Below are 22542 nucleotides of genomic sequence, written 5' to 3'. Positions count from 1 at the left end.
CTTTGTCTTCTTTTGATAATTTGGACATAATAAAAACCTCGAAATTTGGTTGTCCAAATTTCGGGGTTCATATCAGTGTGGAAGCTTTTTATCAAGGTTAGATGTCGTTGCGACGTTCCTTGATACGAGCAGCCTTTCCTTGCAATGAACGCAAGTAGTAAAGCTTTGCCCGACGTACCCGACCAAGGCGGGTAACTTCGATCTTGTCAACCCGTGGTGAGTGAAGTGGGAAAGTACGTTCCACACCTACACCAGAAGAGATCTTACGAACAGTGTAAGTTGCTTGGATACCAGCACCCTTACGCTTGATAACAACTCCTTCAAAGAGCTGCACACGTTCGCGTGAACCTTCAACAATTCGTGCGTGGACACGAACTGAGTCACCAGCGCGGAATTCAGGAACATCTGACCGCAATTGGATTGAAGTAACTTTTTCTAAAATACTGTTTTGACGCATCGTCATTCTCCTAATCGCTAATCTTACACTCGTCCTTGGACTAAACGCACAGCGGATTACCGTTAATACGGCTTGATAGCCATAGATGATTATACCAAGAAGACTGGGGCCTTGTCTAGGGGCAATTAAGGCTTCTAAAAAGCGCTATTTCTTCTTTGGCAAATCAGTCCTGGAAAGCCCGCCAAGCTTTTTCGACCACCGGTGGTCGCTGGCCACTTGCTTGGGTCAACTTCTTTTGCAAGTGCTTCGTTAACCAAGTTGGCAGGTAGGGCTGAGCTAACAAAAGTAAGTAGGCATCAAAGGTCAAAACAACCTCTAAGTCCTCAAAGTAATCAACCAAGCTATCCGGGCACTTCGCCAATTCACCGCACTTTAACAGTAAAACTTTGCGAAAGACCTTTTCATGCCGGAGCAAGTGGTCCTTTTGATCCATTTCTTGTAAAATCCGGCCCAGCACCTCTGAGTCATCTTGAAAGCGGTAAGCCTTTTCCGCCCATTCAATCGATTCAAAACCGGCAAAGACTCCTTCCTTACAAAGGTCGTCGATGGTTAAGCCCATCGCACTCATCATTTGCACGGCGGTACTCAATTGAATATCAGTCTGGCCCCGTTCAAATTTTGAAATCACAGACCCGGATAAGTCGGTCGCCTCTGCCAACTCATTGGCAGACATCCCCCGTGCCTCTCGGAGACTGCGGATTAAAGAACCGAGGTGTTGGACTTCTTGGAAGATACTAATCGACACTACTCTACTCCTTTAATAGCCTGTACCTTATCGAGTTTTGCAACAGAACGACCTACCAATAAAGTCGTTGCAATTGCCACCCCATATACTAAGCCAATCATTACAATAATATGGGTTGGGCTTAGATACGGAATATAATAATTTATTTTATCATTAAATGTTTCAATATAGCGAGCTAAGAACCATTGACTTAATGGCCAACCCACAATAATTCCAGTTGTTGTTAGTAAAATATTTTCATAAAATACACGTTTTTGAATTTCTGAAATATGAAGTCCCAAAACATTCATCGTGGCATAGTCTCTCGAGCGTTCTGAAAAGCTCATTACAGCAATATTATACAAAACGACTAATCCCAGCAAAATCGCAAAAGCCTGAATCATATAAAAGACAAGGTTTAGACCATTAATAACGTTTTGTCCGGTTGCCTTTTGCTGTTTACGACTAATATTATTAGTTACCTTTGGGTAGTCATGACCAAAGACGTAAGAAATAGTTGGATTATTAACTAACTTTTGATACGTCGCCTGCTGAATATAAACACCCTGTGGCACATTAGTAGTATTAATCTTCGAAACCGACATTTTATAATTTTTGTTTGAACCAATCAATTGAATCTTACCGGACTTCGGAACATTTCCGGCGACATTAATTTGATTCTTTTTTAAATTCAAAAGAGAGGTATTAATCAAGTTACCATGTCCAAGAACATACAAAGGATAATACTGACCTTGAATCTTTACCATACTAGTCGTGTAAACTTGCTTTGAAACCTTTGATTGTTTCAATTGTTGACTCTCAACAATGGTATTAGCACTTTGCTTATTATCATACTGGTACAGCTTATCAAACGAGTCATTGAGTTGCTTTTGCATCGTATCTTGTGCACCAAACCCAGCCGCTAATAGCATTAGGGTTGCCGCTACACCCAATATACTCAAAAGTGGACGAATCCAATTTTTAGAATTTTCTCGTAACTGCCAAATCCCCAAGAAATTTCTCTTAACACGAACTCTACTAGTTGTCCTAGTAGTTGATTGTTTAACAACTGCAGGTAACCCCGCAACCGCTTTTTGGCTTGCCAAAAGTGCTGAAATAACACCCAACGCCATCATAAACACTAACATTCCCAAACTATCCCACGAATAAGACAGGTGCCAAGCTGGAAGAGAAACGATTTGTTTCTGCGTATCTTGTACAAAAATCGATACAATAGGTGCAAAAGCACTGCCTAATAATCCACCAATGGCAATGGGAAAAACAGCCAATAACAAATAATACTTTTCTAAAAATGCACCTGAATAACCTAATGACTTCAATGTCGTCAAATCAATATTCTGTAACTTAATAACTCGTTGAACAGCCGTAAATACTGACAGCGCTGCTAGACAAACAAACACGGTGGTAAATAATAGGGCAAGATTTTTAATCTCAGTGACACGCGAAAATGCAGTTGAAACACTCGCCTTATTCGTCCGATCGTTAACTTGCATTAATTGACTACCAAAAATCGATTGAGCCTGCTTAATCACCTGCTTGCTGTTTCCTTTTACCCGAATAACAGTGGGTGCAGAAGCAAAGTATTTATCATTTGTTACCACACCATAGCCCAATTTCTTAGCGTTTGGTGCTGGATAATCATTTAAAACATTCGCATATAAATCATCAGGGGATAAAATAAGTCCTTGAATAATAAAACGATGATAAGTGTTATTGATTTTAAGGCGGACACTATCATTTACTTTCAAATGGTTTTCGTTTGCGTAATCTCGATACAACCAAATTCCATTCTCGCTAATAGTGATTTTTTTGCCCGTTATAACCTTTATCTTTGACAGAGAAGTAGATTGGTTACTAAGGACTAATGTTTTACCAGCTGTAGTAGTTGTTAACTGTTGAGTCGTTGTGACCCTTCGAACACCCGAAATCTTTTTTAATTTTTCAATTTGAGAATCTGATGGTTTTTGAACAGTTAACCAAGCATCCGATAACTTTTGCTTTTGTGTAAAGGCATTTAAAGACTTGTCCATCCCACGATATGCCCCTTCGAATCCCATAAATAAAAGCATACTTAAAAAGGACATTAACATGACAGACAGGAAAGTTTGCTTATTATTCCAAAAATCACGGTATAATTTACGAGCAAAAATCATTAGTATTCTACCTCGCTCACGTCTTTGGGATTTTGTCGCTGTGATTTTGTAATTCGTCCATCATTCAAATGAAGCACCTGGTTAGCAATTTGAGCAATCGCTGCATTATGCGTAACAATAATCACTGCTCGACTTGGATTATTTTTAGCCACCTTTATAAAGGTTTCGATCACCATTTGGCCAGTCTTAGAGTCCAATGCACCAGTAGGTTCATCCGCCAACAAAACACTTGGCTGTTTTGCCAGCGCACGAGCAATTGAAACACGTTGCATTTGTCCACCAGATAATTGTCCTGGAAACTTATTGGCCTGTTTTTCAAGTCCAACTTCCTTTAATGCCGAATCAACTTGCTCTAAGTGCCCCGTCAATTGAGCACTAATCGCTACATTTTCACGAACAGTTAAAGTTGGAATCAGATTATAAAATTGAAAAACAAAACCAATATTTTTCCTTCTAAATTCTGTCAATTCCTTATCAGAAAATTCCGTCACATTTTCACCGTTAATAGTGATTTTACCTTCTGAAAGGCGATTCATCCCACCAACCATATTCAAAAAAGTACTTTTTCCAGAACCAGATGAACCGAGTACTACTGTAATTTCCCCAGCCTTGATTTCAGCGTTCAAACCATTTAAAGCATATGTTTTTTGTTCCCCATTTTGGTAGATCTTGTATGCATCTTTAATACTAATCATGTGACTTTTTTACTCCATTGAACATTATATTTTCTCCTTTGTGAATAAAAATATAATATCTGATGAATTAGCCACTTTAATAAACTTTTCTTATAAGAAAAATAATCACAAAAAAACTGAACTCGACCGAGTTCAGCTTTTAATCAGTATTTCTAAGCTTCCATCTTCGCTGACATGACCTTTTCGACCATCGCCAACTTGGCAGTTGCCTCTTCATCAGAATCAGCAACCACGCCCATATAAAGCTTCAACTTTGGTTCCGTACCAGACGGACGGAGGGCAATCCATGACCCGTCGGCCAACCAGTACTTCAAGACGTTGGCCTTTGGTTGTGGCAAAGTCTTCTTCGCCCCGGCCCGGTCAAATTGGCTTTGACTAGCAAAGTCTTGGGTAATCAAAACCAATTGGTCACCAACTTCTTCTAGCTTTTGGCCACGGAACTTAGCCATTAAAGCAGCCATCTTGTCATGTCCATCAACACCTGGGAAGTCAAAGGCAACCGTCTTTTCCTTGAAGTAACCGTGTTCTTGGTACAAGGCATCCAAACCATCGGCAAAGCTCAAGCCCTGTTCCTTATAGTAAGCAGCCATTTCGGCAAAGAGAACCAAGGCCTGGATGGCATCCTTATCGTGGGAGAAAGGCTTAATCAAGTAACCAAATGATTCTTCAAAACCAAAGAGGTATTGGTAGTCTTTCTTTTCTTCAAAGCGGTCAATCATCGCTGCAATGTACTTGAACCCAGTCAAGACATCGAAGGTTGAAACGCCATAGCTCTTAGCAATTTCACTAGCAAACCGTGATGAAACAATTGAGGTCACAATGGCACCATTATCAGGCAGGGTTCCGTTCTTCTTTTGAGCGGCTAACAAGTAGTTGACCATCAAACCAGCAATCTGGTTTCCGGTCAAAACTTGGTAAGAGCCATCATTCAAACGGACGGCTGCGCCCATCCGATCGGCATCGGGGTCAGTAGCAACCACCAGGTCGGCTTCTTCTTTTTGACCGTATTCAATCGCCAAAGACAATGCTTCTGGATCTTCAGGGTTAGGTTTTTTCACCGTTGGGAAATCACCATCTAGAATGGCTTGTTCCTTAACAATCGTGTAGTTTGTAAAGCCAGCTTGCTGCAAGGCCTTTTCACCAATATATTGACCAGTACCGTGCAAAGGCGTGTAAACAAACTTCAAGTCCGCCCCTTCTTGCTTAATCAAGTCGTGGTCAACTGAAATTTTCTTGACTTCGGCCAAGTAAGCGTTGTCCAAGTCATCATCGACAACCTTGACGTTTGCTTCACTGGCATCTTTTTCAATATTAAATTCGTCTTCAACAGCAGCCATGCCATCGATAATCGCTTGAACTGCTTCTGGGACCATTTGACCACCGTCGCTACCATAGACCTTGTAACCGTTATCTGGCTTGGGGTTGTGAGAAGCGGTAATCATGATTCCAGCAAAGGCCTTTAAGTGCCGGACTGAAAATGATAATTCTGGCGTTGGTCGCAATGATGAAAAGCGGTAAACCCGGATGCCATGAGCTGACAAAACTTGACTAGCTTCCTTGGCAAATTCTTCTGAATGGTGGCGAGAATCAAAGGCAATCACCACTCCAGCCTTTTTGGCTGCTTCACCCTGGGCATCAATATAGTTGGCCAAGGCTTCCGTTGCCGTTGCGACAACAACCACGTTAATCCGGTTGGTTCCAACCCCCATCTTACCGCGCATACCGGCAGTACCAAATGGTAAGTTTTGGTAAAAGGCGTCTTCTTGGTCCGCCTTTGACATTTCTTGCAACTCCGCCTGTAAGTCAGCGGGCAAGTTGGCGTTTTGCCAACGGATCAAGTTACTTTGATAAGTCATTTTCAAGTTCCTTTTCTATTTCTTGACTAGGTTTTGTAATCAAATTATAAATCATTTCGCGAAAGCGTGGACTTCTTAAGGCCAAGACCACCGCTAAGACGCCCACTACAATTACTGAGATGGTCACTGAAGCGGGTAGCCGTAAGTGACCAAAGTAATAGCCAATGGTAACCGTTGTGGCGGCCCACAAAGCAGAAGCAATGGCCGACATCTTCACATACGAGTGGAAGCGCAGGTGTAGCCGGTGGGCTGACAATGGCACAATCGTTCGAACAAACGGGACAAAGCGACCAATCACAATAAAGAGCAACCACCGTTTCGGGTTGAAGTTCTTAGCAATCCGGTCAGCGAAATCACCATTAACATGCCTAGCAATCCAGGGGATTTTATTAACCTGCTTTAAGACCCAGGCGCCAAACCAGTAATTAATCGAGTCTCCTAATAAGGAAGCAAGTCCAAAGAGCACCACTAAAATAGCAAACTCAGGTAAAGAATGGTGGCGGCCAGCCAGGCCACCCATCGTCATTACCAAGGCGTCTGCTGGAATAAAGCCGGTCACAATCCCACCAGTTTCAATTAAAATCAGCAAAAATAAAATGGATAGTTCAGTTACTGAAAAGTTGGCATTGGTTGCACTAATGTGCATAAACCAAGTTGATACCACTCCAAACGATTGAATCATATCGGTCGTAAACTCCTCTTTTGGCCAAGAGTTCGTTTCTTTTCTGAAAGATTAAGATCCAAAACCCTATCGCCTTAACCCACTATAGGTAAGAAAGATTAAGGGCGAATAAAATTTCTACCTCAATCATACCGTAAATAGGGCTTTAAGTCTGCCGATTTGGTAAAAATCGTTAAAAATCAATCTCTTTTTCAAATAATGGTTTGAATCACTCCAACCTTTCTTCCCTTTTTCAACTAAAAAATCAAGACTTTGCTCACTATTTTTTATATCGATTTCTTTACGAAAGTTACTTTTATCAAAGATTCAAAAAAATTTCCGATTTGGGTTGACAATAGTTTGTGAAAAGAATAATATGTATGTGTAAGTTGTTACAAGAAATATCCATTTGGAGGAATACAGACTATGGAAGCCTTAGTATTAACTGATAAGAAGAAGTTGGAATTGAAGGATATCAAGAAGCCTGAATTGAAGCCAGACGAAGTTTTGGTTCACACTGCTTACGCTGGTATCTGTGGAACTGACCACGCATTGTACGCCGGAGAACCTGGTTCAGCCGATGCTGTTCCACCAATCGTTTTGGGACACGAAAACTCAGGTGTTATCGCTGAAGTTGGTTCAGCCGTAACGAACGTTAAGGTTGGTGACCGTGTTTCTGTTGACCCTAACATCTACTGTGGACAATGCAAGTTCTGCCACACTGGTCGCCCAGAATTGTGTGAAAACTTGTCAGCCGTTGGTGTTACTCGTGACGGTGGTTTTGAAGAATATTTCTCAGCTCCTGCCTCAGTTGTTTACCCAGTTCCTGATAACGTTGACTTGAAGTCAGCTGCTATTGTTGAACCAATTTCATGTGCCATCCACGGTATGAAGTTGTTGAAGCCATCTCCATACCAAAAGGCTTTGGTTATCGGGGACGGATTCATGGGTGAATTGTTCGTTCAAATCTTGCAAGCCTACGGTATCCACCAAGTTGACTTGGCTGGTATCGTTGACGAAAAGTTGCAAATGAACAAGGACTTGTTCAACGTTCAAAACACTTTCAACACTAAGAATGGCGACAAGGTCCCTGCAGGTGAATACGACGTTGTTATCGAAGCCGTTGGTATGCCACAAACACAAGAAACTGCTATCGAATCTGCTGCCCGTGGTGGTCAAGTTTTGATGTTTGGTGTTGGTGGACCTGACGCTAAGTTCGAAATGAACACTTACGAAGTCTTCCAAAAGGAATTGACTATCCAAGGTTCATTCATTAACCCTAACGCATTTGAAGATTCATTGGCATTGCTTTCATCTGGTAAGTTGAACGTTAAGCCATTGATGTCACACGAATTGGACTACAACCAAGTTGATGACTTTGTTAACGGACGCTTGGGTGTTGTTTCGAAGGCCGTTGTTAAAATCGGCGGTGAAGAGGCCTAAAGATCATGCAGAAAAGTAAACGTACACTAGGTTGGGGTGCTTCCCTTTCCTACTTCGCCTTTTCACTGGTCATTAACTCCATGGGTAACGTACTAACGATTGCTACGAGTCAAAAGATTCACCCAGCATTCCTTGGTTCTGCCTACTGGACGGCTGCTGAAAACGGCTGGAACATTTCCTTTATGGGAAACACATCCTTCGGTTTGTCCATCGTCTTCTTCGTCGTTGGGGTGATCATCGCTTTAATTAACATGATCTTGGATCGCAAGGTCGACCTGGTTCGTTTCTTTGGGAACCTAGCCTTTATGGTCCCTTTCTCCATGTTAATTGGCGCATTTTCAAGCTGGTTTAACGAAATTATGCCAGAAGCAAAGGGCTTTTGGATGGTGGCTTTGTACATCTTCTTAAACTTCTTAGGAGTTGCCCTGATTGCGACAGCTATTTCAATCTACCAACGCACCAACATTGTTTTGCACCCTGCTGATGACTTGATGCAAATCCTCCGCTTTAAGTACTTTAAGGGTAATGCCGGTATTGCCATGTGGGTTTCTTACATCCCACCTACCATTATCGGATTAATCGCCTTGATTGCCGTGCCTAACTTTACCAACTACGGTATTGGAACCATTTTTGCCTTCCTCTTCCAGGGTGGCATTACCGGCTGGGCCGACACTCGCATCTTCAAGAAGCTTAAGCACCAAGGAATTGTAACTGACTAACAGTTACTCTTTAATATGAAAGGATAGGTTTAATCATGGCCTTTACTGATTACTTTGATGATATCCAACACGTTGGGGTTCCAACGACTGATTTAGACCGAGCTGAAAAGTTCTGGACTAGTCTTGGTTTTGAAAAGACGGGTGACTTCCCAGTCGCTCCAGTTAAGTTCTTCAAATACGGACACCTTGTTATTGAAACTTGGGAATCTGATGAAGGCACTGGTAAGCCTGGTTCAATCAACCACATCTCAATGAACACTTCTGATGCTGATGCAGCCTTTGTTGAAGCTAAGAAGGCCGGCTTGGATGTGATGGATGAAGAAGTCCAACACCTACCTTTCTGGGAACACGGCATTAAGTTCTTTAACGTCCGTACTCCTGATGGTGTAACGCTTGAATTCTGCGAAATCGTCAAGGGATAATAAATCTAAACAATGAAAGCACCGTGCTCAGCGAGTTCGGTGCTTTTTATTGGCTATTAAGCTATTTTGACCACTTAAAGCACTTATTGATTATTCTTTCATGCCAAATCAAAAAGGCACCTGACAGGCTCTGTCAGGTGCCTTTCTTTATCTCACAGCTAATAACGCATTAAATACTTCCTGTGGCAGTTCAATGCCCAGCTGGGCAGACTGCCGTTTATTAACAGACTGCCGCCTTAGGAGTGCTTGTTTTTTTGAGACACTTTTCTTATCACCACTAACTGCTGCATTTTTTCGCAACGGTGGCACATCAACTCTGGCTAAAGCATGTCCCTCAACCACTGCCTGAACTGGCATTGGATATAATTGCCTTGGAATCGTCACCTTTAACTGGTGCACAATCTGCTGAGTTAACTCAGCTACCTTTGAACGATGGCAAATAAAGGCCAGCTCTTTGACTGGACTATAATTAACCAAAATATCAACCTTCACCAGGTCCGCATTCTCAAAACCATCATCCGTGGTTGTAATTGAGGCATAACCGTGCGAGATTGACTTCAATTGGTCAAAAAAATGGTAAGCCGTTTCAGCAACCGGTAACCGATATGTCAACCGAACATCACGGCCCTGGTTATCCATAATTTGAAAGATGCCACGGTAATCGTTTGCTAACGTCATGACGTCATTAACAAAGTCAGCTGGTGTGACGATTGTCGCCAAAGCAATTGGCTCTGCAATTTGGCTAATTTGTTCAAAACTAGGAAATTCGGCCGGATTAGTTACCTTAAGCCATTCTTGCTTTTTATCAAGTAAGACCCGGTAAGTGGTATTAGGCGCGGTAATGATGACTTCGATGCCAAATTCACTTTCTAACCGTTCTTTGATAATTTGCAGGTGGAACATCCCCAAAAAGCCAATCCGAAAGCCCTGACCCAAGGCATCAGAACTTTCTTCTGCAATCTGCAAGGAACTATCGTTGAGGGCTAACCGTTGTAACGCTTCCTTCAACGGTAAATATTCTCCCTTAGGGAACACACCAGCATAGACGACTGGTTGGCGAATTTCAAACCCTTCCACCGGTACCGCCTTTTTCAAACCATTGCTAGTAACTGTATCACCAACTTGGACCTGGTGAGGATCCTTAATACCAGTAACCAGGTAGCCAACTTCACCAGTCGCAACTTGCTGACGAGGCGACCGGTCAGGTTGGTACACACCAACTTCTTTTGCGGTAAATGATTGGTTCATTCCGAGCAGATAGAGTTGGTCCCCTGTCTTAATTTGACCGGAAAATACTCTGATTAGTGCAATAATACCTAAGTATGGGTCGTATTCTGAATCATAAATCAGTGCTTGTATTTGACTTGAACTACTTTGACCTGGGGCCGGCAAGTAACTGACAATTTTCTCTAACAAGTCAGCAACACCGTATCCAGTTTTAGCAGAAATTCGACAAATCGGACCTTCTGCCAAGTCGGGGTCTAAGTCAAAAATCTGTTCCAAGGCAGTTTCTTCATCAGCGTTGGGTGAGTCAACCTTATTCAACACAGGTAAAATGGTTAGATTCAGCTGCTTAGCTAACTTCCAATTGGCCACCGTTTGAGCTTGGACACCCTGGGTCACGTCAACGAGTAAGATGACTCCATCAGTAGCGGATAAACTCTTGCTAACCTCATAATTAAAGTCAACGTGTCCCGGCGTGTCGATCAAGTTTAATTGATAGGTTTCACCATTCTTACCTTGGTAAAAATTTTGAACAGCCCGTGATTTGACAGTTACTCCATGCTGTTGTTCGACCGCCATTGAGTCTAAAAGCTGAGGTCTCGCCTCCAAATCACTAATGGTGTCAGTCATCTCCATTAGCCTGTCAGATAAAGTCGATTTCCCATGATCAATATGCGAAATAATCGCAAAATTACGGATTTTTTCTATGTTCATCATTAACTCCATTTCTTCATTACGTTTAATTGAATGGAGTTTTTTGAAACTACCATTCCAATTTTAAAATGATAGCCCTACAAGTAAAATCGCCATTTTCATACCTTTCTTTCCAAAAAAAGCACCGTAATCGGTGCCTTTTTCGACTTCATTTAATCAATTATTATGCTTTCAAAGTTGCTACGTATTCATACGCCTTTTGACCTGCCAAACCACCATCACCGACGGCAGTGGTAATCTGACGGAGGTCCTTAGAACGAACATCACCGGCCGCAAAGACACCAGGAATAGCCGTTGCCATTTCTTCGTCAGTCTTAATCCAACCGTGGTCATCTAAGATATCCAAGTTCGTAAAGGCTTCAGTGTTAGGGCGCAAACCAACATAGATAAAGATTCCAGCTTTTTCAACTTCTGAATCTTCACCAGTTTGGTTGTTGTGCAAAGTCAACTTTTCAACCTTTTGACCGTCACCTTGGATAGTGGTCACTTCGGTATTATAAACGAAGGTGATGTTATCCTTCTTGAATGCTCGCTGTTGCAAGATTGGTTGCGCCTTCAACTTGTCGCCCCGGACGTAAACCGTTACATCTTTGACTACATCGGCCAGGTAGAGCCCTTCTTCAACAGCAGAGTCACCACCGCCAACAACGGCAACGGGGTCACCCTTGAAAAAGGCGGCGTCGCAGACAGCACAGTAAGAAACACCCTTGCCCTGGTAGTTTTCTTCTCCATCCACGCCAAGGTGAATGTGCTCAGAACCAGTCGCAATAATCAAAGCTGGTGCTTGGTAGTCACCGCCATCAGTGTGGACCAATTTTTGGTTATTATCCAAAACTTCAACAGAAGAAATCGACCCAAAGGTGTATTCGGCTCCAAATTGCGTCGAGGAAGCATACATCTTTTCGGCCAAATCACCACCCATGATACTGTTATAGCCAGGGTAGTTTTCAACTTCAGCCGTGTTGTTCATTTGACCACCGTAAATCCCTTGGTCAAGCATAACAGCCTTTAATTCGGCCCGTGATGCATAAGTGGCCGCGGTCATTCCCGCTGGGCCAGCACCAACAATAATCACATCATATTGTTTTACATCCGCCATGAATATTCCTCCCGTTTTTCTATCTGTCTAGTTTAACGCAAAAAGGAAATTCTGTCTAACAAAAAAGAGGTATACCAACCTCTTTTTCTTTGAATTAAAGCTTTGCAGCTAATTCCTTAATGTAGGCCCGCAATTGGTCCTTTGTTTGTGGGTGCTTCAAACCAAATTCGATGTTGGTTTCCAAGAAACCAATCTTAGAACCGATATCGTAACGGTCACCCTTGAATTCGTGAGCGTATACGTGTTGACGGTTATTCAATGAGTCAATGGCATCCGTCAATTGGATTTCGCCCCCCTTACCTGGTTCAGTCTTTTCGAGTTCTTCGAAAATTTCAGGGGTCAACAAGTAGCGGCCAATAATCGCCAAGTCAGATGGGGCATCTTCAGGTTGTGGCTTTTCCACAAATGACTTAACCCGGTACAAACCATCTTCCTTGACCTTAGCGGCTGGGTCGATCACACCATATTCTGAAACTTGGTCATGAGGAACTTCCAAAACGGCCAAAGTTGATTCACCAGTTTGGTGGTAACGGTCAATCAATTGCTTTGTCAAAGGCACTTCATCTTGCATCAAGTCATCGCCAAGCAAAACCACGAATGGTTCGTCGCCGATAAAGTCCTTAGCAGTCAAGATGGCATCCCCCAAGCCCTTAGGGTGTGATTGGCGGATAAAGTACATGTTGATGTCAGTAGTTTCTTCTACCAAGTTCAACAATTCCAACTTGTTCTTTTCACGGAGGTTGTTTTCCAATTCAGGATTTGAATCAAAGTGGTCTTCAATTGACCGCTTTGACTTTCCGTCAACAACAACGATATCTTCAATTCCTGAAGCGATGGCTTCACGAACGATATATTCAATCGTTGGTGTATCAACGATTGGTAACATTTCCTTTGCCAAGGCCTTTGTGGCTGGCAAAAAACGGGTTCCCAAACCAGCGGCTGGGATAATAGCTTTCCGTACAGGTTTCATGTTTTCCTACTTTCATAACGGTTCTAGGCCAAAAATGACAACAACCGAATATTCTAAATTTATTATACCAAAAAATTCTTTAATCTTCAGCCTTTAATGGGCGGTTCATCAACTTTTTGATTTCGCTTGGAATATCTTTTCCTTCATACAAGACTTGGTACAAGGCCGTCGTGATTGGTAGGTCTAAATCATTAGCCTGGCTGTACTCATAAACCGCCTTAACCGTATTAACCCCTTCAATCACCATCCCCATTTCAGCTTTTACTTGGTCGAGGGTCTTTCCTTGTCCCAAGGCAAAGCCTGCTCGGTAATTGCGGGAATTAGCCGACATGCCCGTCACAATCAGGTCGCCAATCCCGGCTAGTCCTAAGAACGTTTCAGGCTTAGCCCCCATCTTTTGACCAACCTGACGCATTTCAACTAAGCCACGGGTCAACAAGGCCGCTTGGGCATTCACACCGTGACCAAGGCCAACTAGCATACCAGAACCAAGGGCGATAATGTTCTTCAAGGCTCCGCCTAATTCAGAACCAAGCAAGTCCTGGTTAGTGTATGGCCGAAAAGAGTCGCTAGCCAAGGCTTCTTGCAAAAGCTCAGCAGAATGGGTATCCGTCCCACCAATCGAGACAGCCGTTAGGTCCCCTTTAATCACGTCTTCAGCATGAGAGGGGCCAGAAACAACGGCTAAACCGGTATAATAATCAGCCGGTACCACTTCTTTTAGCATCTCAGAGATTCGTAAGTGCGTCCCCTGCTCCAAGCCCTTCGTAGCATGGGCTAAGATAACCTGCTGGTCTAAGTCTTTTAACACATTGGCTAATTGTTCACCAACCGACCGGATAGCCTTGGTTGGTACCACTACTAAGACCAAGTCAGTCCCAGTAACAGCTTCTTTCATATCTGCCGTAGCAACTAAGCTATTTGATAACTTGGCATTTGGCAAGTACTTTTGGTTCTGATGGTCTTGGTTAATCTCATCCACCTGATCTTGGCGGTGTGACCATAACTTCATCGAAACGCCATTGCTGGCAATTGTGTTGGCTAGGGCTGTTCCCCATGAACCAGCACCAAGAACGGCAACTTTAGTCATTCTTTTTTTCCTCTTCATCTTCTTGTTCATTGGCAACCATCGCTGCGTCCATCCGCTTTTGCAAGGTTTCCAAAGCGTCAAATCCCATGTTTTTCGTCCTGAATTTGACAGCGGCCGCATCAATCACGGAAGCCGTGTTTCGTCCAGGAGTAACTGGGACGACCATCTTTTGGACCTTAACTCCTAAAATATCAAGGGTTTCGTTCTCATTACCAAGGCGGTCAAAGTTTTCTTCGCCAATCTTACCGTTAGACAAATGGATGTTTAGCATAATTGAGGCGTGCGACCGGACTGAAACTGCTCCATAGACCTGCTGGACATCGATAATTCCAACCCCACGGACTTCCATCAAGTTCCGCAAAACTTCTGATGGTTGACCGATTAAGCGCTGCTCATCTTCTTGGTGAATATCCACCCGGTCATCGGCCACCAACCGAGCCTTACCCTGTTGGATTAATTCCAAAGCTGATTCAGTCTTTCCAATTCCGGCATCACCGGTAATCAAAACACCCAGTCCGTGGACATCAATCAAGACCCCGTGAACGGACTGCCGAGGGGCTAATTCGCCACCCAGGTAATAAGTCATGTTTGACAAGATTTGTGACGAAGTTAGCCGGGTTGTCAAAATCGGAATCTGAGCTTCTTCCGCGGCCGTCTTTAATTCGTCTGCAATTGGCAAATTCGTTGAAACCACAAAAGCCGGTGTTTGCTTAGAAGCCATCTTGCGGTAGACCATTAGCAATTCATCATGACCCATCCGGTCTGAGAAAGACGTTTCCGTAATACCTAGCAACTGGACTCGTTCAGGGGCGTAGTAAGTAAAATACCCGGTCATTTCCAAACCAGGCCGCGAAATATCAGCCGTGGTAATTTCACGGTCTAAGTAATCCGAACCGGCGACAATTGTCAACCGCGTGTTATCAATCAAATCTTTTACAGTAACTGATTTTTGTCCCATTTGATTACCTCCGAATGGAAATCCGAGCTTGGCCCATAAACACCATGTTGGCCACTGTTAGGATAACTGCAACCACCATCGCCCAGATAAAGGACGCAAAGGCAAAACCGGGCACTAAGTGTGCCGTCAATTCCAACATAGCGGTATTAATGACCAGGGTAAAGAGCCCGAGGGTTAACACGACTAGCGGGAGAGATAGCAAAATAATCACTGGCTTTAACAACCGGTTTAATACCGCCAGCACAATTGCAGCCACCGCAGCAACCGTCATATTAGCTAAGATGAAGCCATTTGGAAACAGCAAAGCACAGGCCAAAAAAACTGCCATGTTCAAAGCCGCTTGAATAATTAGTCGCATAGACTCTCCTTTAAATCATTGTGATACACCTTCATTATACCAAAATATAAGGCAAACAAAAAAGGACCCGAAGGTCCCTTTTGCTTTAAATAAAGTAGTTGTAGCCTGGGTTCAATTCAATAATCTTACCAGTCCGCTTGTAAACAATCCATTCGGCGATATCAGTCGTGTAATCACCAATTCGCTTAATGTATCCGGCGATAACCAAGTAATCAGCGGCAGAGTCAACCAATTCGGAATCCTCTTTCATACCGTTAACTGAATCCGTCCGGATTTGAGCAGCGGCGTTTGACAACTGGTGGTTCTTGGTAGCAATGTTTTCAGCACCAAGGGCATCGTTTTTCACGTAATAACCCATGACTTCTGAAACCATTGAAGCAACCAATTCACCCATTTCGCCAAGCTGCTTTTCGACAGCCTTCATGTGCTTCGTTCCCTTCACACGAATGGTTGAAGTGGCAACATTACGGGCTTGGTCACCCATCCGTTCCAAAACTGAAACAGCCTTTAGGATCGTCACGATTTCACGCAAATCCGTTGTGACTGGTTGGTACAAAGCAATCATTTCAAATGACTTCTTTTCAAGGGCCGCTTCACGCTCATTGATCTTGTAATCTGAATCGATGATCTTATGAGCACCTTCACGGTCGTGTTTAATAAAGGATTGGACAGCCTCATTAATCGTCTTGGCGACTTCTTCGCCCATTTCAGTAAAGGACGTATCCAAATCAGCTAGTTCTTCATCAAATAATCGACGCATGGCAAGTTCCTTTCATATTGCAGCCGGTTGGCTTTTCAAAAACAATCTACAGGGTGAAACTCAGTTTATTTGCGGTTTAGCCAAAGCGGCCAGAGATGTAATCAGCAGTTTCCTTTTTGCTTGGCTCCAAGAAAATCTTGCGAGTATCATCAACTTCAACCAACGAACCGTTCAAGAAGAAGGCCGTCCGGTCGGAAATTCGTGATGCTTGTGACAACGAGTGGGTCACCACAATCATGGCGTACTGGTCACGCAATTCAAGCAAGGTTTCTTCAATGTTGTGAGAAGAAACTGGGTCCAGAGCTGACGTTGGTTCATCCAAGAGCAGCAAGTCTGGCTTAGTAGCCAAGACTCGAGCAATTGAAACCCGTTGCTGTTGACCACCTGATAGACCAAGTGCTGACTTATTCAAGTCATCCTTGACTTCTTCCCAAACGGAGGCAGCCTTCAATGACTCCTCGACTGCTTGGTCCAAAGTCTTCTTGTCTTTGACACCGGCCAAGCGCAAACCAAAGGCGACGTTGTCATAGATTGAAAATGGGAATGGGTTTGGTTGTTGGAAAACCATTCCAACCCGCTTACGCAAGTCAACCGTATCAGTAGTTGGTGCGTAAATATCCTTACCAAGCAAGTTGAAAGAACCAGTAACCGTGACGTTGTCTTCCAAATCATGCATCCGGTTGATGGCCCGCAGGTAAGTTGACTTACCTGACCCAGAAGGACCAATCAAAGCGGTAATTCCCTTTTCAGGAAAGGACAAATTGATGCCGTGCAAGGCTTCTTTTTGACCATACCAGAGCTTCACGTTTCGAGTTTCTAAGATTTTTTCGTTTTCTTTTGTCATCCAAAATTACCTGAAATATAATCGTTGGTCAATTCAACCTTGGGACGGGTAAAAATCTTACGAGTCAAATCGTATTCAATCACCTTACCTTGGTGCATAAAGGCCGTGTAGTCAGAAATTCGAGCTGCTTGCTGCATATTGTGGGTCACAATGATAATGGTGTAATCCTTCTTCAATTCCAGCAAAGTATCTTCAAATTTTGCAGAAGAAATTGGATCCAAGGCCGATGACGGCTCATCCAAAAGCAAGATGTCAGGTTTCAAGGCCAAGGCGCGAGCAATCACCAAACGCTGAGCCTGTCCACCAGACAAGGCCAAGGCCGACTTGTTTAATTCGTCTTTGACTTGGTCCCACAAAGCGGCTTGCTTCAAAGTTGTTTCCACAATCTCGTCCAACTCTGCCTTGGAATAGTTACCGCGGCGAGTTAGTGGGAAGGTAATGTTGTCATAAATTGACTTAGCAAACGGGTTTGGTCGTTGGAAGACCATTCCGATGTGCCGGCGCATTTCATAAACGTCGATATCATCAGAATTGATATCTAAACCACGGTACCAAATCTTACCAGAAACGTTGGCAACGCCATCGTTCATCCGGTTCAATGACCGCAAAAACGTTGACTTACCAGAACCAGAGGCCCCAATCAATGAGGTAATCTTGTAACGTTCAAAACGTAAGTCCCCTTCGCTTAGTGATAACTTGTCACCATAACGAACTTGTAAGTCTTCGGTTGAAAGCGCAATTTCATGCTTACTTTCATCCATTTCAATAATATGGCGCTTAGGCGCATTTTCGGGAATAAATTCAGATACTGGTTTTAGTTCTTGACTCTTATCTGCCATTATTAACCTCTTACGATTTCGTCAACTTCTTGTACAAAAGTTGTCCTAGACGACGGGCGCTAAAGTTAAAGATCAATACAACGATAATCAACACCGCTGATGACCCAGCTGAAACAAGGGACAAGTCCGGCATGATTCCTTCAGAGTTAATCTTCCAGATGTGGACCGCCAAGGTTTCGGCAGGACGCATTGGTGATAATGGGGAAGCCAAATTGAATGGGTTCCAATCACCAAAGTTCAAAGTTGGGGCTGATTGACCGGCTGTATAAATCAAAGCGGCCGCTTCACCAAAGACTCGACCAGCAGAGATAACAACCCCGGTCACAATTGATGGGATTGAAGCTGGCAAGATAATGTGAATCACAGTTTCAAAGCGAGACAAACCTAGGGCCGCCCCCGCTTCACGTTGTAAGTTAGGAATCTGGCTCAACGATGTTTCAATTGACCGAGTCAAAATTGGCAAGTTGAAGAAGGTCAAGGCAATCGCACCAGAAAGGATTGAAAAGCCAAGCTTAAACTTCACAACAAAAATCAAGAAACCAAACAAACCAACAACAACTGATGGAAGTGATGACATCACTTCGATTGCTGTCCGAACGATTGTCGTCCAAATATTAGGACGGGCATATTCGTTCAAGTAGATGGCTGCTCCCAAGGCAATTGGGAATGAAATCAACATGGCCAAGATCAAAAGGTAGAAAGAATTGAATAATTGAATACCAATTCCCCCACCAGCTTCAAATGACCGGGCTTGAGCAGTTAAGAAATGCCATGAAAGGTGTGGCAGACCCTTAGCTAAGATGTAAAGTAACATCGCTGAAAGGACCAAGACCACACTACCCGCAATCGCGTAGATTACGGCTGTGGCGACTTTGTCAGCAGTTTTTGCGTTCATTACTTCAGTTCTCCTTTACGGCCAATCCAACGAATCAACAGGTTAAAGACAAGAGACATTAGAAGTAAGATCATTGCTAGTGACCACAAGACGTTGTTTTGCAACGTTCCCATCGCCGTATTTCCAATTCCCATCGTCAAAACTGAGGTCAAGGTTGCAGCTGGTGCAGTTAGGGAACCTGGCATCTTAGCCGCGTTTCCAATCACCATTTGAACTGCGAGGGCTTCACCAAAGGCACGGGCCATTCCAAAGACAATGGCAGTCAAAATACCCGGGGTTGCGGCCCGCAAAATCACTTTATAAATCATTTGCCAGCGAGTAGCACCAATGGCTAAAGCTGATTCACGGTAGTGGCGAGGCACTCCGCGTAATGTGTCAACCGTCATTGAGGTAATGGTTGGCAAAATCATAACACAAAGGACAATTGTTCCAGACAAGATTCCTTGTCCAGTTCCACCAAAAGTGCTACGAATAGCTGGTACAACAACCGTCAAGCCAATTACACCATAGACAACTGATGGAATTCCAACCAGCAATTCAATTACTGGTTGCATAATCTTAGCCCCATGCTTCTTGGCAATTTCAGTCATAAATAAGGCTGTACCAATGGCAAATGGTGTTGCCACTAGGGCGGCTAAGAATGTTACAGATAATGAACCAACGATCAGTGGCAAAGCACCGACGTATGGTTGTTGGTTCTTAGGGTTTAATACACTTGGGTTCCAAGTTTTACCAAAGAAAAATTTACTTGCAGAAATTTTATCAGTGGTGAATGTTTCCAATCCCCGACTAAAAACGAAACCAAAGATCAAAACGACGATGGCGACGATTAAAACCAGAGCGGAAGCAGAGATGAATTTGCCAAACCGGTCTTGCTTGGTTGACAAGGAAGTCTTTTTAATTTTTTCAGTAATAAGATCCATTGTCGCTGTTACCCCTTCTTAACGGTAATATTTCCCTTAACATCGCGATCAATCTTCATGTTCGCAGGGGAGATATAGCCTAACTTTGGCACGTAGTACTTTTGTACTCGGTCTGAATTAAAGAAGTTCAAGAACTTAGCAACTTCGCCAGTTGCCTTACCATGGGTGTAAATGTGTTCGTACGACCAAATTGGGTACTTACCATCTTCAACGTTGGCATTGGTTGGTGCCACCCCGTTAATAGTTGGTTCACTAACATCCTTAGAAGAATAAGCAAAGGCCACGTATGAAATCGCCCCTGGCGTGTTCTTCACAATTGACAAAACAGTTCCTGATGAATCTTGTTCTTGGGCAGAAGCACTCTTTTGGCCTCCCATCGCCCATTTTTCAAATGCAGCTCTTGTTCCAGAACCAGCAGCACGGTTAACCAAAACAACTTTTTGGTCCTTACCACCGACTTCCTTCCAGTTGGTGATCTTTCCAGTGAAAATATCAGTCAACTGAGCGAGCGTTAAGTTCTTGACGCCAACATCCTTGTTTATGATTGGCGCGATTCCAACGACAGCAACACGGTGATCGACTAAGTTCTTAGTATCGATTCCTTTCTTTTCTTCAGCATAGAGATCTGAGTTTCCTAAAGAAACAGCTCCCTGAGCAATTTGCGAAAGTCCTGTACCGCTTCCACCTCCTTGAACGGTAACCGAGATGCCGGGGTGGAGCTTTTGATACTCCTCGCCGGCAGCCTCTACTAAGGGTTGCAATGCAGTTGAACCAACTGCAGTGATGGGTGCATTGTTACCGTTTTTGTCACGCGTTTGGTATGCGTATACCAAAGCGCCCGCCACGATAACGACGATGATGGCCATAATCCATGACCCGCGATGCGATCTTTGCATGATTTTCCTTCTCCCAATTGGGTGCAAAAGATTATCCTACAGCAACAAGTATCTGTTCCAAACTAAAAGGCTTAATCTATCTTCTAACAAATTAAACCCGGTAGCTCGAAACAAGTTCATTATAACAAAAAAAAGCATTATACAATGCTTTTTAATATTAATTTATTATTACTGTATTTCTAAATTATTGGCTCATCCGTTAAGCCATCATCGTCTTGTGATTGACTGGATTTAGCGTCTGTTTCGTCTGGTCCTGCTTCAACGGCTTTTTTCTCACCAATCCCATAAGCATCACGGACTTGCGTGTAAATATCTTCACGTAACTCAGCGTGTTCCGGATCGTCCAAATATTCCTTAGCTTTTTCACGGCCTTGACCAATTCGTTCGCCATTATAGGCGTACCAAGCACCAGCTTTATCGATGATATCTTGTTCAACAGCCAAGTCTAGGATTTCACCAGTCTGTGAAATTCCCTTTCCATACATGATATCAACTTCAGCAACCTTAAATGGTGGGGCAACCTTGTTTTTTACGACCTTAACCTTAGTCAAGTTTCCAGTCACATCCGAACCATCTTTAATCTGAGTTGACCGACGGACTTCCAACCGGACCGTTGAATAAAACTTCAAAGCCCGGCCACCTGGAGTAGTTTCGGGATTACCAAACATCACTCCAACCTTTTCACGGATTTGGTTAATGAAGATGGCAATCGTTCCTGTCCGGTTCAAGGTTCCAGCTAACTTCCGCAAGGCTTGTGACATCAACCGAGCCTGCAAACCAACATGGGCATCCCCCATTTCCCCTTCAATTTCAACTCGGGGAACCAAAGCAGCCACGGAATCAACAACAATCATATCAACTGCGCCGGATTGAACCAAGGCATCGGCAATTTCTAGTCCCTGTTCACCTGTGTCTGGTTGAGACAATAGCAATTCATCTTTTTTAACGCCCAAGGCTTCAGCATACTTCACATCTAAAGCGTTTTCGGCATCGATATAAGCAGCGGTCCCACCATTCTTTTGAATTTCAGCAACCGCGTGTAAGGCAATCGTCGTCTTACCAGAAGATTCTGGTCCATAAACTTCCACAATTCGGCCCTTTGGATAGCCACCCACACCAAGGGCCACATCCAACTTAACAGAACCAGATGGTGACGTTGCAATCTGAGTCGTTGCATTGTCACCTAAGGTCATGATTGAACCTTTTCCAAAGTTCTTTTCAATTTTCTTCAAGGCTTCATCTAAAGCGGCTTGGCGGCCGTCTTTTTTATCAGCACTAGTTTTTTTTGCAACCATGCATTTACTCCTTCAATGTCTACCAATAGTGTACGGATATTTTTTGAAAAATGCAAGCACTTTGCGAACATTTGTTCGCCTTTCTTTTGCCTAGTATTTTTACTAATGAAAAAAGCGCTTTACGCGCTTTTGATATGAACCCCGAAATTTGGACAACCAAATTTCGGGGTTTTATGATGTCCAAATTATCAAAATCAGACAAAATTTATATTTATCATCTTTGGAAAAACCAACACTATAGTCCAAATCAAATTGCCCAAAAATACAAAATCGGTGAAAGTAATATCCGGTACTTAGTTTTACTGATTGAACGGCATAGTCTTGGTATTTTAGACCATTCTTATCAATCTTATTCCGATGATTTTAAGCGTAAAGTTATGAGCAAAATTCTGATTGAACATCAATCAATCTATTCAGTTGCCCTTGAATATGGCTTACCTAGTCGTGGAATGGTATCCAATTGGCTTCGTTCTTACCGTGAAAACGGGTATACTATCGTTACCAAGAAAAAAGGACGGAAACCCAA

23 protein-coding genes are annotated in these 22542 nt (G+C 43.3%); 4 read left to right on the top strand and 19 right to left on the bottom strand.

Annotated features, from left to right (window positions below; translation table 11 throughout):
* Nucleotides 1-97: 97 nt before the first annotated feature.
* From rplS to AC5162_RS05695, 6 genes are all read right to left on the bottom strand, one after another.
* Nucleotides 98-457 carry a 50S ribosomal protein L19 gene (gene rplS, locus AC5162_RS05720; RefSeq protein ID WP_496534299.1) on the bottom strand — a complete coding sequence of 120 codons (360 nt, stop codon included), beginning with the start codon at nucleotides 455-457 and terminating at the stop codon, nucleotides 98-100.
* 163 nt (nucleotides 458-620) lie between these two features.
* The gene (locus AC5162_RS05715) at nucleotides 621-1202 is read right to left on the bottom strand and encodes a helix-turn-helix domain-containing protein (protein ID WP_496534298.1); all 582 of its coding nucleotides are present in this window, start codon (nucleotides 1200-1202) and stop codon (nucleotides 621-623) included.
* Nucleotides 1202-3355, bottom strand: a complete 2154-nt coding sequence (locus tag AC5162_RS05710; protein WP_496534297.1) for an ABC transporter permease — start codon at nucleotides 3353-3355, stop codon at nucleotides 1202-1204. The genes AC5162_RS05715 and AC5162_RS05710 overlap by 1 nt, the downstream gene beginning before the upstream one ends.
* Nucleotides 3355-4050: an ABC transporter ATP-binding protein gene (locus tag AC5162_RS05705; RefSeq protein ID WP_496534296.1), complete on the bottom strand. Its 696-nt coding sequence runs from the start codon at nucleotides 4048-4050 to the stop codon at nucleotides 3355-3357. The genes AC5162_RS05710 and AC5162_RS05705 overlap by 1 nt, the downstream gene beginning before the upstream one ends.
* 152 nt (nucleotides 4051-4202) lie before the next feature.
* Nucleotides 4203-5906 carry a phospho-sugar mutase gene (locus AC5162_RS05700; protein WP_496534295.1) on the bottom strand — a complete coding sequence of 568 codons (1704 nt, stop codon included), beginning with the start codon at nucleotides 5904-5906 and terminating at the stop codon, nucleotides 4203-4205.
* Nucleotides 5890-6588, bottom strand: a complete 699-nt coding sequence (locus tag AC5162_RS05695) for a DedA family protein (protein ID WP_496534294.1) — start codon at nucleotides 6586-6588, stop codon at nucleotides 5890-5892. Before AC5162_RS05695 ends, AC5162_RS05700 begins: the two co-directional genes overlap by 17 nt.
* Nucleotides 6589-6993: 405 nt before the next feature.
* Between AC5162_RS05695 and AC5162_RS05690 the strand changes: the two genes are divergently transcribed.
* The 3 genes from AC5162_RS05690 to AC5162_RS05680 are packed head-to-tail and all read left to right on the top strand — an operon-like array spanning nucleotide 6994 to nucleotide 9151.
* Nucleotides 6994-8010 (top strand): zinc-dependent alcohol dehydrogenase family protein, encoded by a 1017-nt coding sequence (locus tag AC5162_RS05690; protein WP_496534293.1) that lies wholly within the window; start codon nucleotides 6994-6996, stop codon nucleotides 8008-8010.
* 5 nt (nucleotides 8011-8015) lie between these two features.
* Nucleotides 8016-8729: a DUF6198 family protein gene (locus AC5162_RS05685; RefSeq protein ID WP_496534292.1), complete on the top strand. Its 714-nt coding sequence runs from the start codon at nucleotides 8016-8018 to the stop codon at nucleotides 8727-8729.
* 35 nt (nucleotides 8730-8764) lie between these two features.
* The gene (locus AC5162_RS05680) at nucleotides 8765-9151 is read left to right on the top strand and encodes a VOC family protein (protein WP_496534291.1); all 387 of its coding nucleotides are present in this window, start codon (nucleotides 8765-8767) and stop codon (nucleotides 9149-9151) included.
* A gap of 147 nt (nucleotides 9152-9298) precedes the next feature.
* Here the strand turns inward: AC5162_RS05680 and lepA are convergent, their stop codons facing one another.
* The 13 genes from lepA to recA all read right to left on the bottom strand — a co-directional run bounded on the left by lepA (nucleotide 9299) and on the right by recA (nucleotide 22016).
* Nucleotides 9299-11089, bottom strand: a complete 1791-nt coding sequence (gene lepA, locus AC5162_RS05675) for a translation elongation factor 4 (RefSeq protein ID WP_496534290.1) — start codon at nucleotides 11087-11089, stop codon at nucleotides 9299-9301.
* Between the two features lie 163 nt (nucleotides 11090-11252).
* Nucleotides 11253-12188, bottom strand: coding sequence for a thioredoxin-disulfide reductase (trxB, locus tag AC5162_RS05670; RefSeq protein ID WP_496534289.1), 936 nt, complete (start codon nucleotides 12186-12188; stop codon nucleotides 11253-11255).
* Nucleotides 12189-12282: 94 nt separating this feature from the next.
* Complete coding sequence (gene galU / locus AC5162_RS05665; RefSeq protein WP_496534288.1) at nucleotides 12283-13158, bottom strand: UTP--glucose-1-phosphate uridylyltransferase GalU; 876 nt, start codon at nucleotides 13156-13158, stop codon at nucleotides 12283-12285.
* Nucleotides 13159-13237: 79 nt separating this feature from the next.
* Nucleotides 13238-14248: an NAD(P)H-dependent glycerol-3-phosphate dehydrogenase gene (locus AC5162_RS05660; RefSeq protein WP_496534287.1), complete on the bottom strand. Its 1011-nt coding sequence runs from the start codon at nucleotides 14246-14248 to the stop codon at nucleotides 13238-13240.
* Complete coding sequence (gene hprK / locus AC5162_RS05655) at nucleotides 14241-15206, bottom strand: HPr(Ser) kinase/phosphatase (RefSeq protein WP_496534286.1); 966 nt, start codon at nucleotides 15204-15206, stop codon at nucleotides 14241-14243. The genes AC5162_RS05660 and hprK overlap by 8 nt, the downstream gene beginning before the upstream one ends.
* 4 nt (nucleotides 15207-15210) lie before the next feature.
* Complete coding sequence (locus tag AC5162_RS05650) at nucleotides 15211-15564, bottom strand: phage holin family protein (protein WP_496534285.1); 354 nt, start codon at nucleotides 15562-15564, stop codon at nucleotides 15211-15213.
* A gap of 85 nt (nucleotides 15565-15649) precedes the next feature.
* Entirely contained in the window at nucleotides 15650-16324 is a 675-nt protein-coding gene (gene phoU / locus AC5162_RS05645; protein ID WP_496534284.1) for a phosphate signaling complex protein PhoU, read from the bottom strand.
* 76 nt (nucleotides 16325-16400) lie between these two features.
* A complete protein-coding gene (gene pstB, locus AC5162_RS05640; RefSeq protein WP_496534283.1) occupies nucleotides 16401-17168 on the bottom strand; it encodes a phosphate ABC transporter ATP-binding protein PstB in 768 nt (255 codons plus the stop codon).
* Nucleotides 17165-17929 (bottom strand): phosphate ABC transporter ATP-binding protein PstB, encoded by a 765-nt coding sequence (pstB, locus tag AC5162_RS05635; RefSeq protein WP_496534300.1) that lies wholly within the window; start codon nucleotides 17927-17929, stop codon nucleotides 17165-17167. Before pstB (AC5162_RS05635) ends, pstB (AC5162_RS05640) begins: the two co-directional genes overlap by 4 nt.
* 88 nt (nucleotides 17930-18017) lie before the next feature.
* On the bottom strand, nucleotides 18018-18902 hold the full coding sequence (gene pstA, locus AC5162_RS05630) for a phosphate ABC transporter permease PstA (protein ID WP_496534282.1): 885 nt from the start codon (nucleotides 18900-18902) through the stop codon (nucleotides 18018-18020).
* On the bottom strand, nucleotides 18902-19825 hold the full coding sequence (gene pstC / locus AC5162_RS05625) for a phosphate ABC transporter permease subunit PstC (protein ID WP_496534281.1): 924 nt from the start codon (nucleotides 19823-19825) through the stop codon (nucleotides 18902-18904). Before pstC ends, pstA begins: the two co-directional genes overlap by 1 nt.
* Before the next feature lie 8 nt (nucleotides 19826-19833).
* Nucleotides 19834-20721 carry a phosphate ABC transporter substrate-binding protein gene (locus tag AC5162_RS05620; protein WP_496534280.1) on the bottom strand — a complete coding sequence of 296 codons (888 nt, stop codon included), beginning with the start codon at nucleotides 20719-20721 and terminating at the stop codon, nucleotides 19834-19836.
* Between the two features lie 179 nt (nucleotides 20722-20900).
* A complete protein-coding gene (gene recA / locus AC5162_RS05615; RefSeq protein ID WP_496534279.1) occupies nucleotides 20901-22016 on the bottom strand; it encodes a recombinase RecA in 1116 nt (371 codons plus the stop codon).
* Nucleotides 22017-22066: 50 nt separating this feature from the next.
* Between recA and AC5162_RS05610 the strand changes: the two genes are divergently transcribed.
* The coding region (locus tag AC5162_RS05610; protein WP_496534278.1) for a transposase at nucleotides 22067-22542 on the top strand (476 nt) is incomplete at its 3' end.

It is taken from the genome of Fructobacillus sp. ChS1-6f1-1-27 (genome assembly GCF_059579415.1).
The sequence above is the reverse complement of the archived record's forward strand: the minus strand, read 5'-3'. Positions and strand labels throughout refer to the sequence as shown.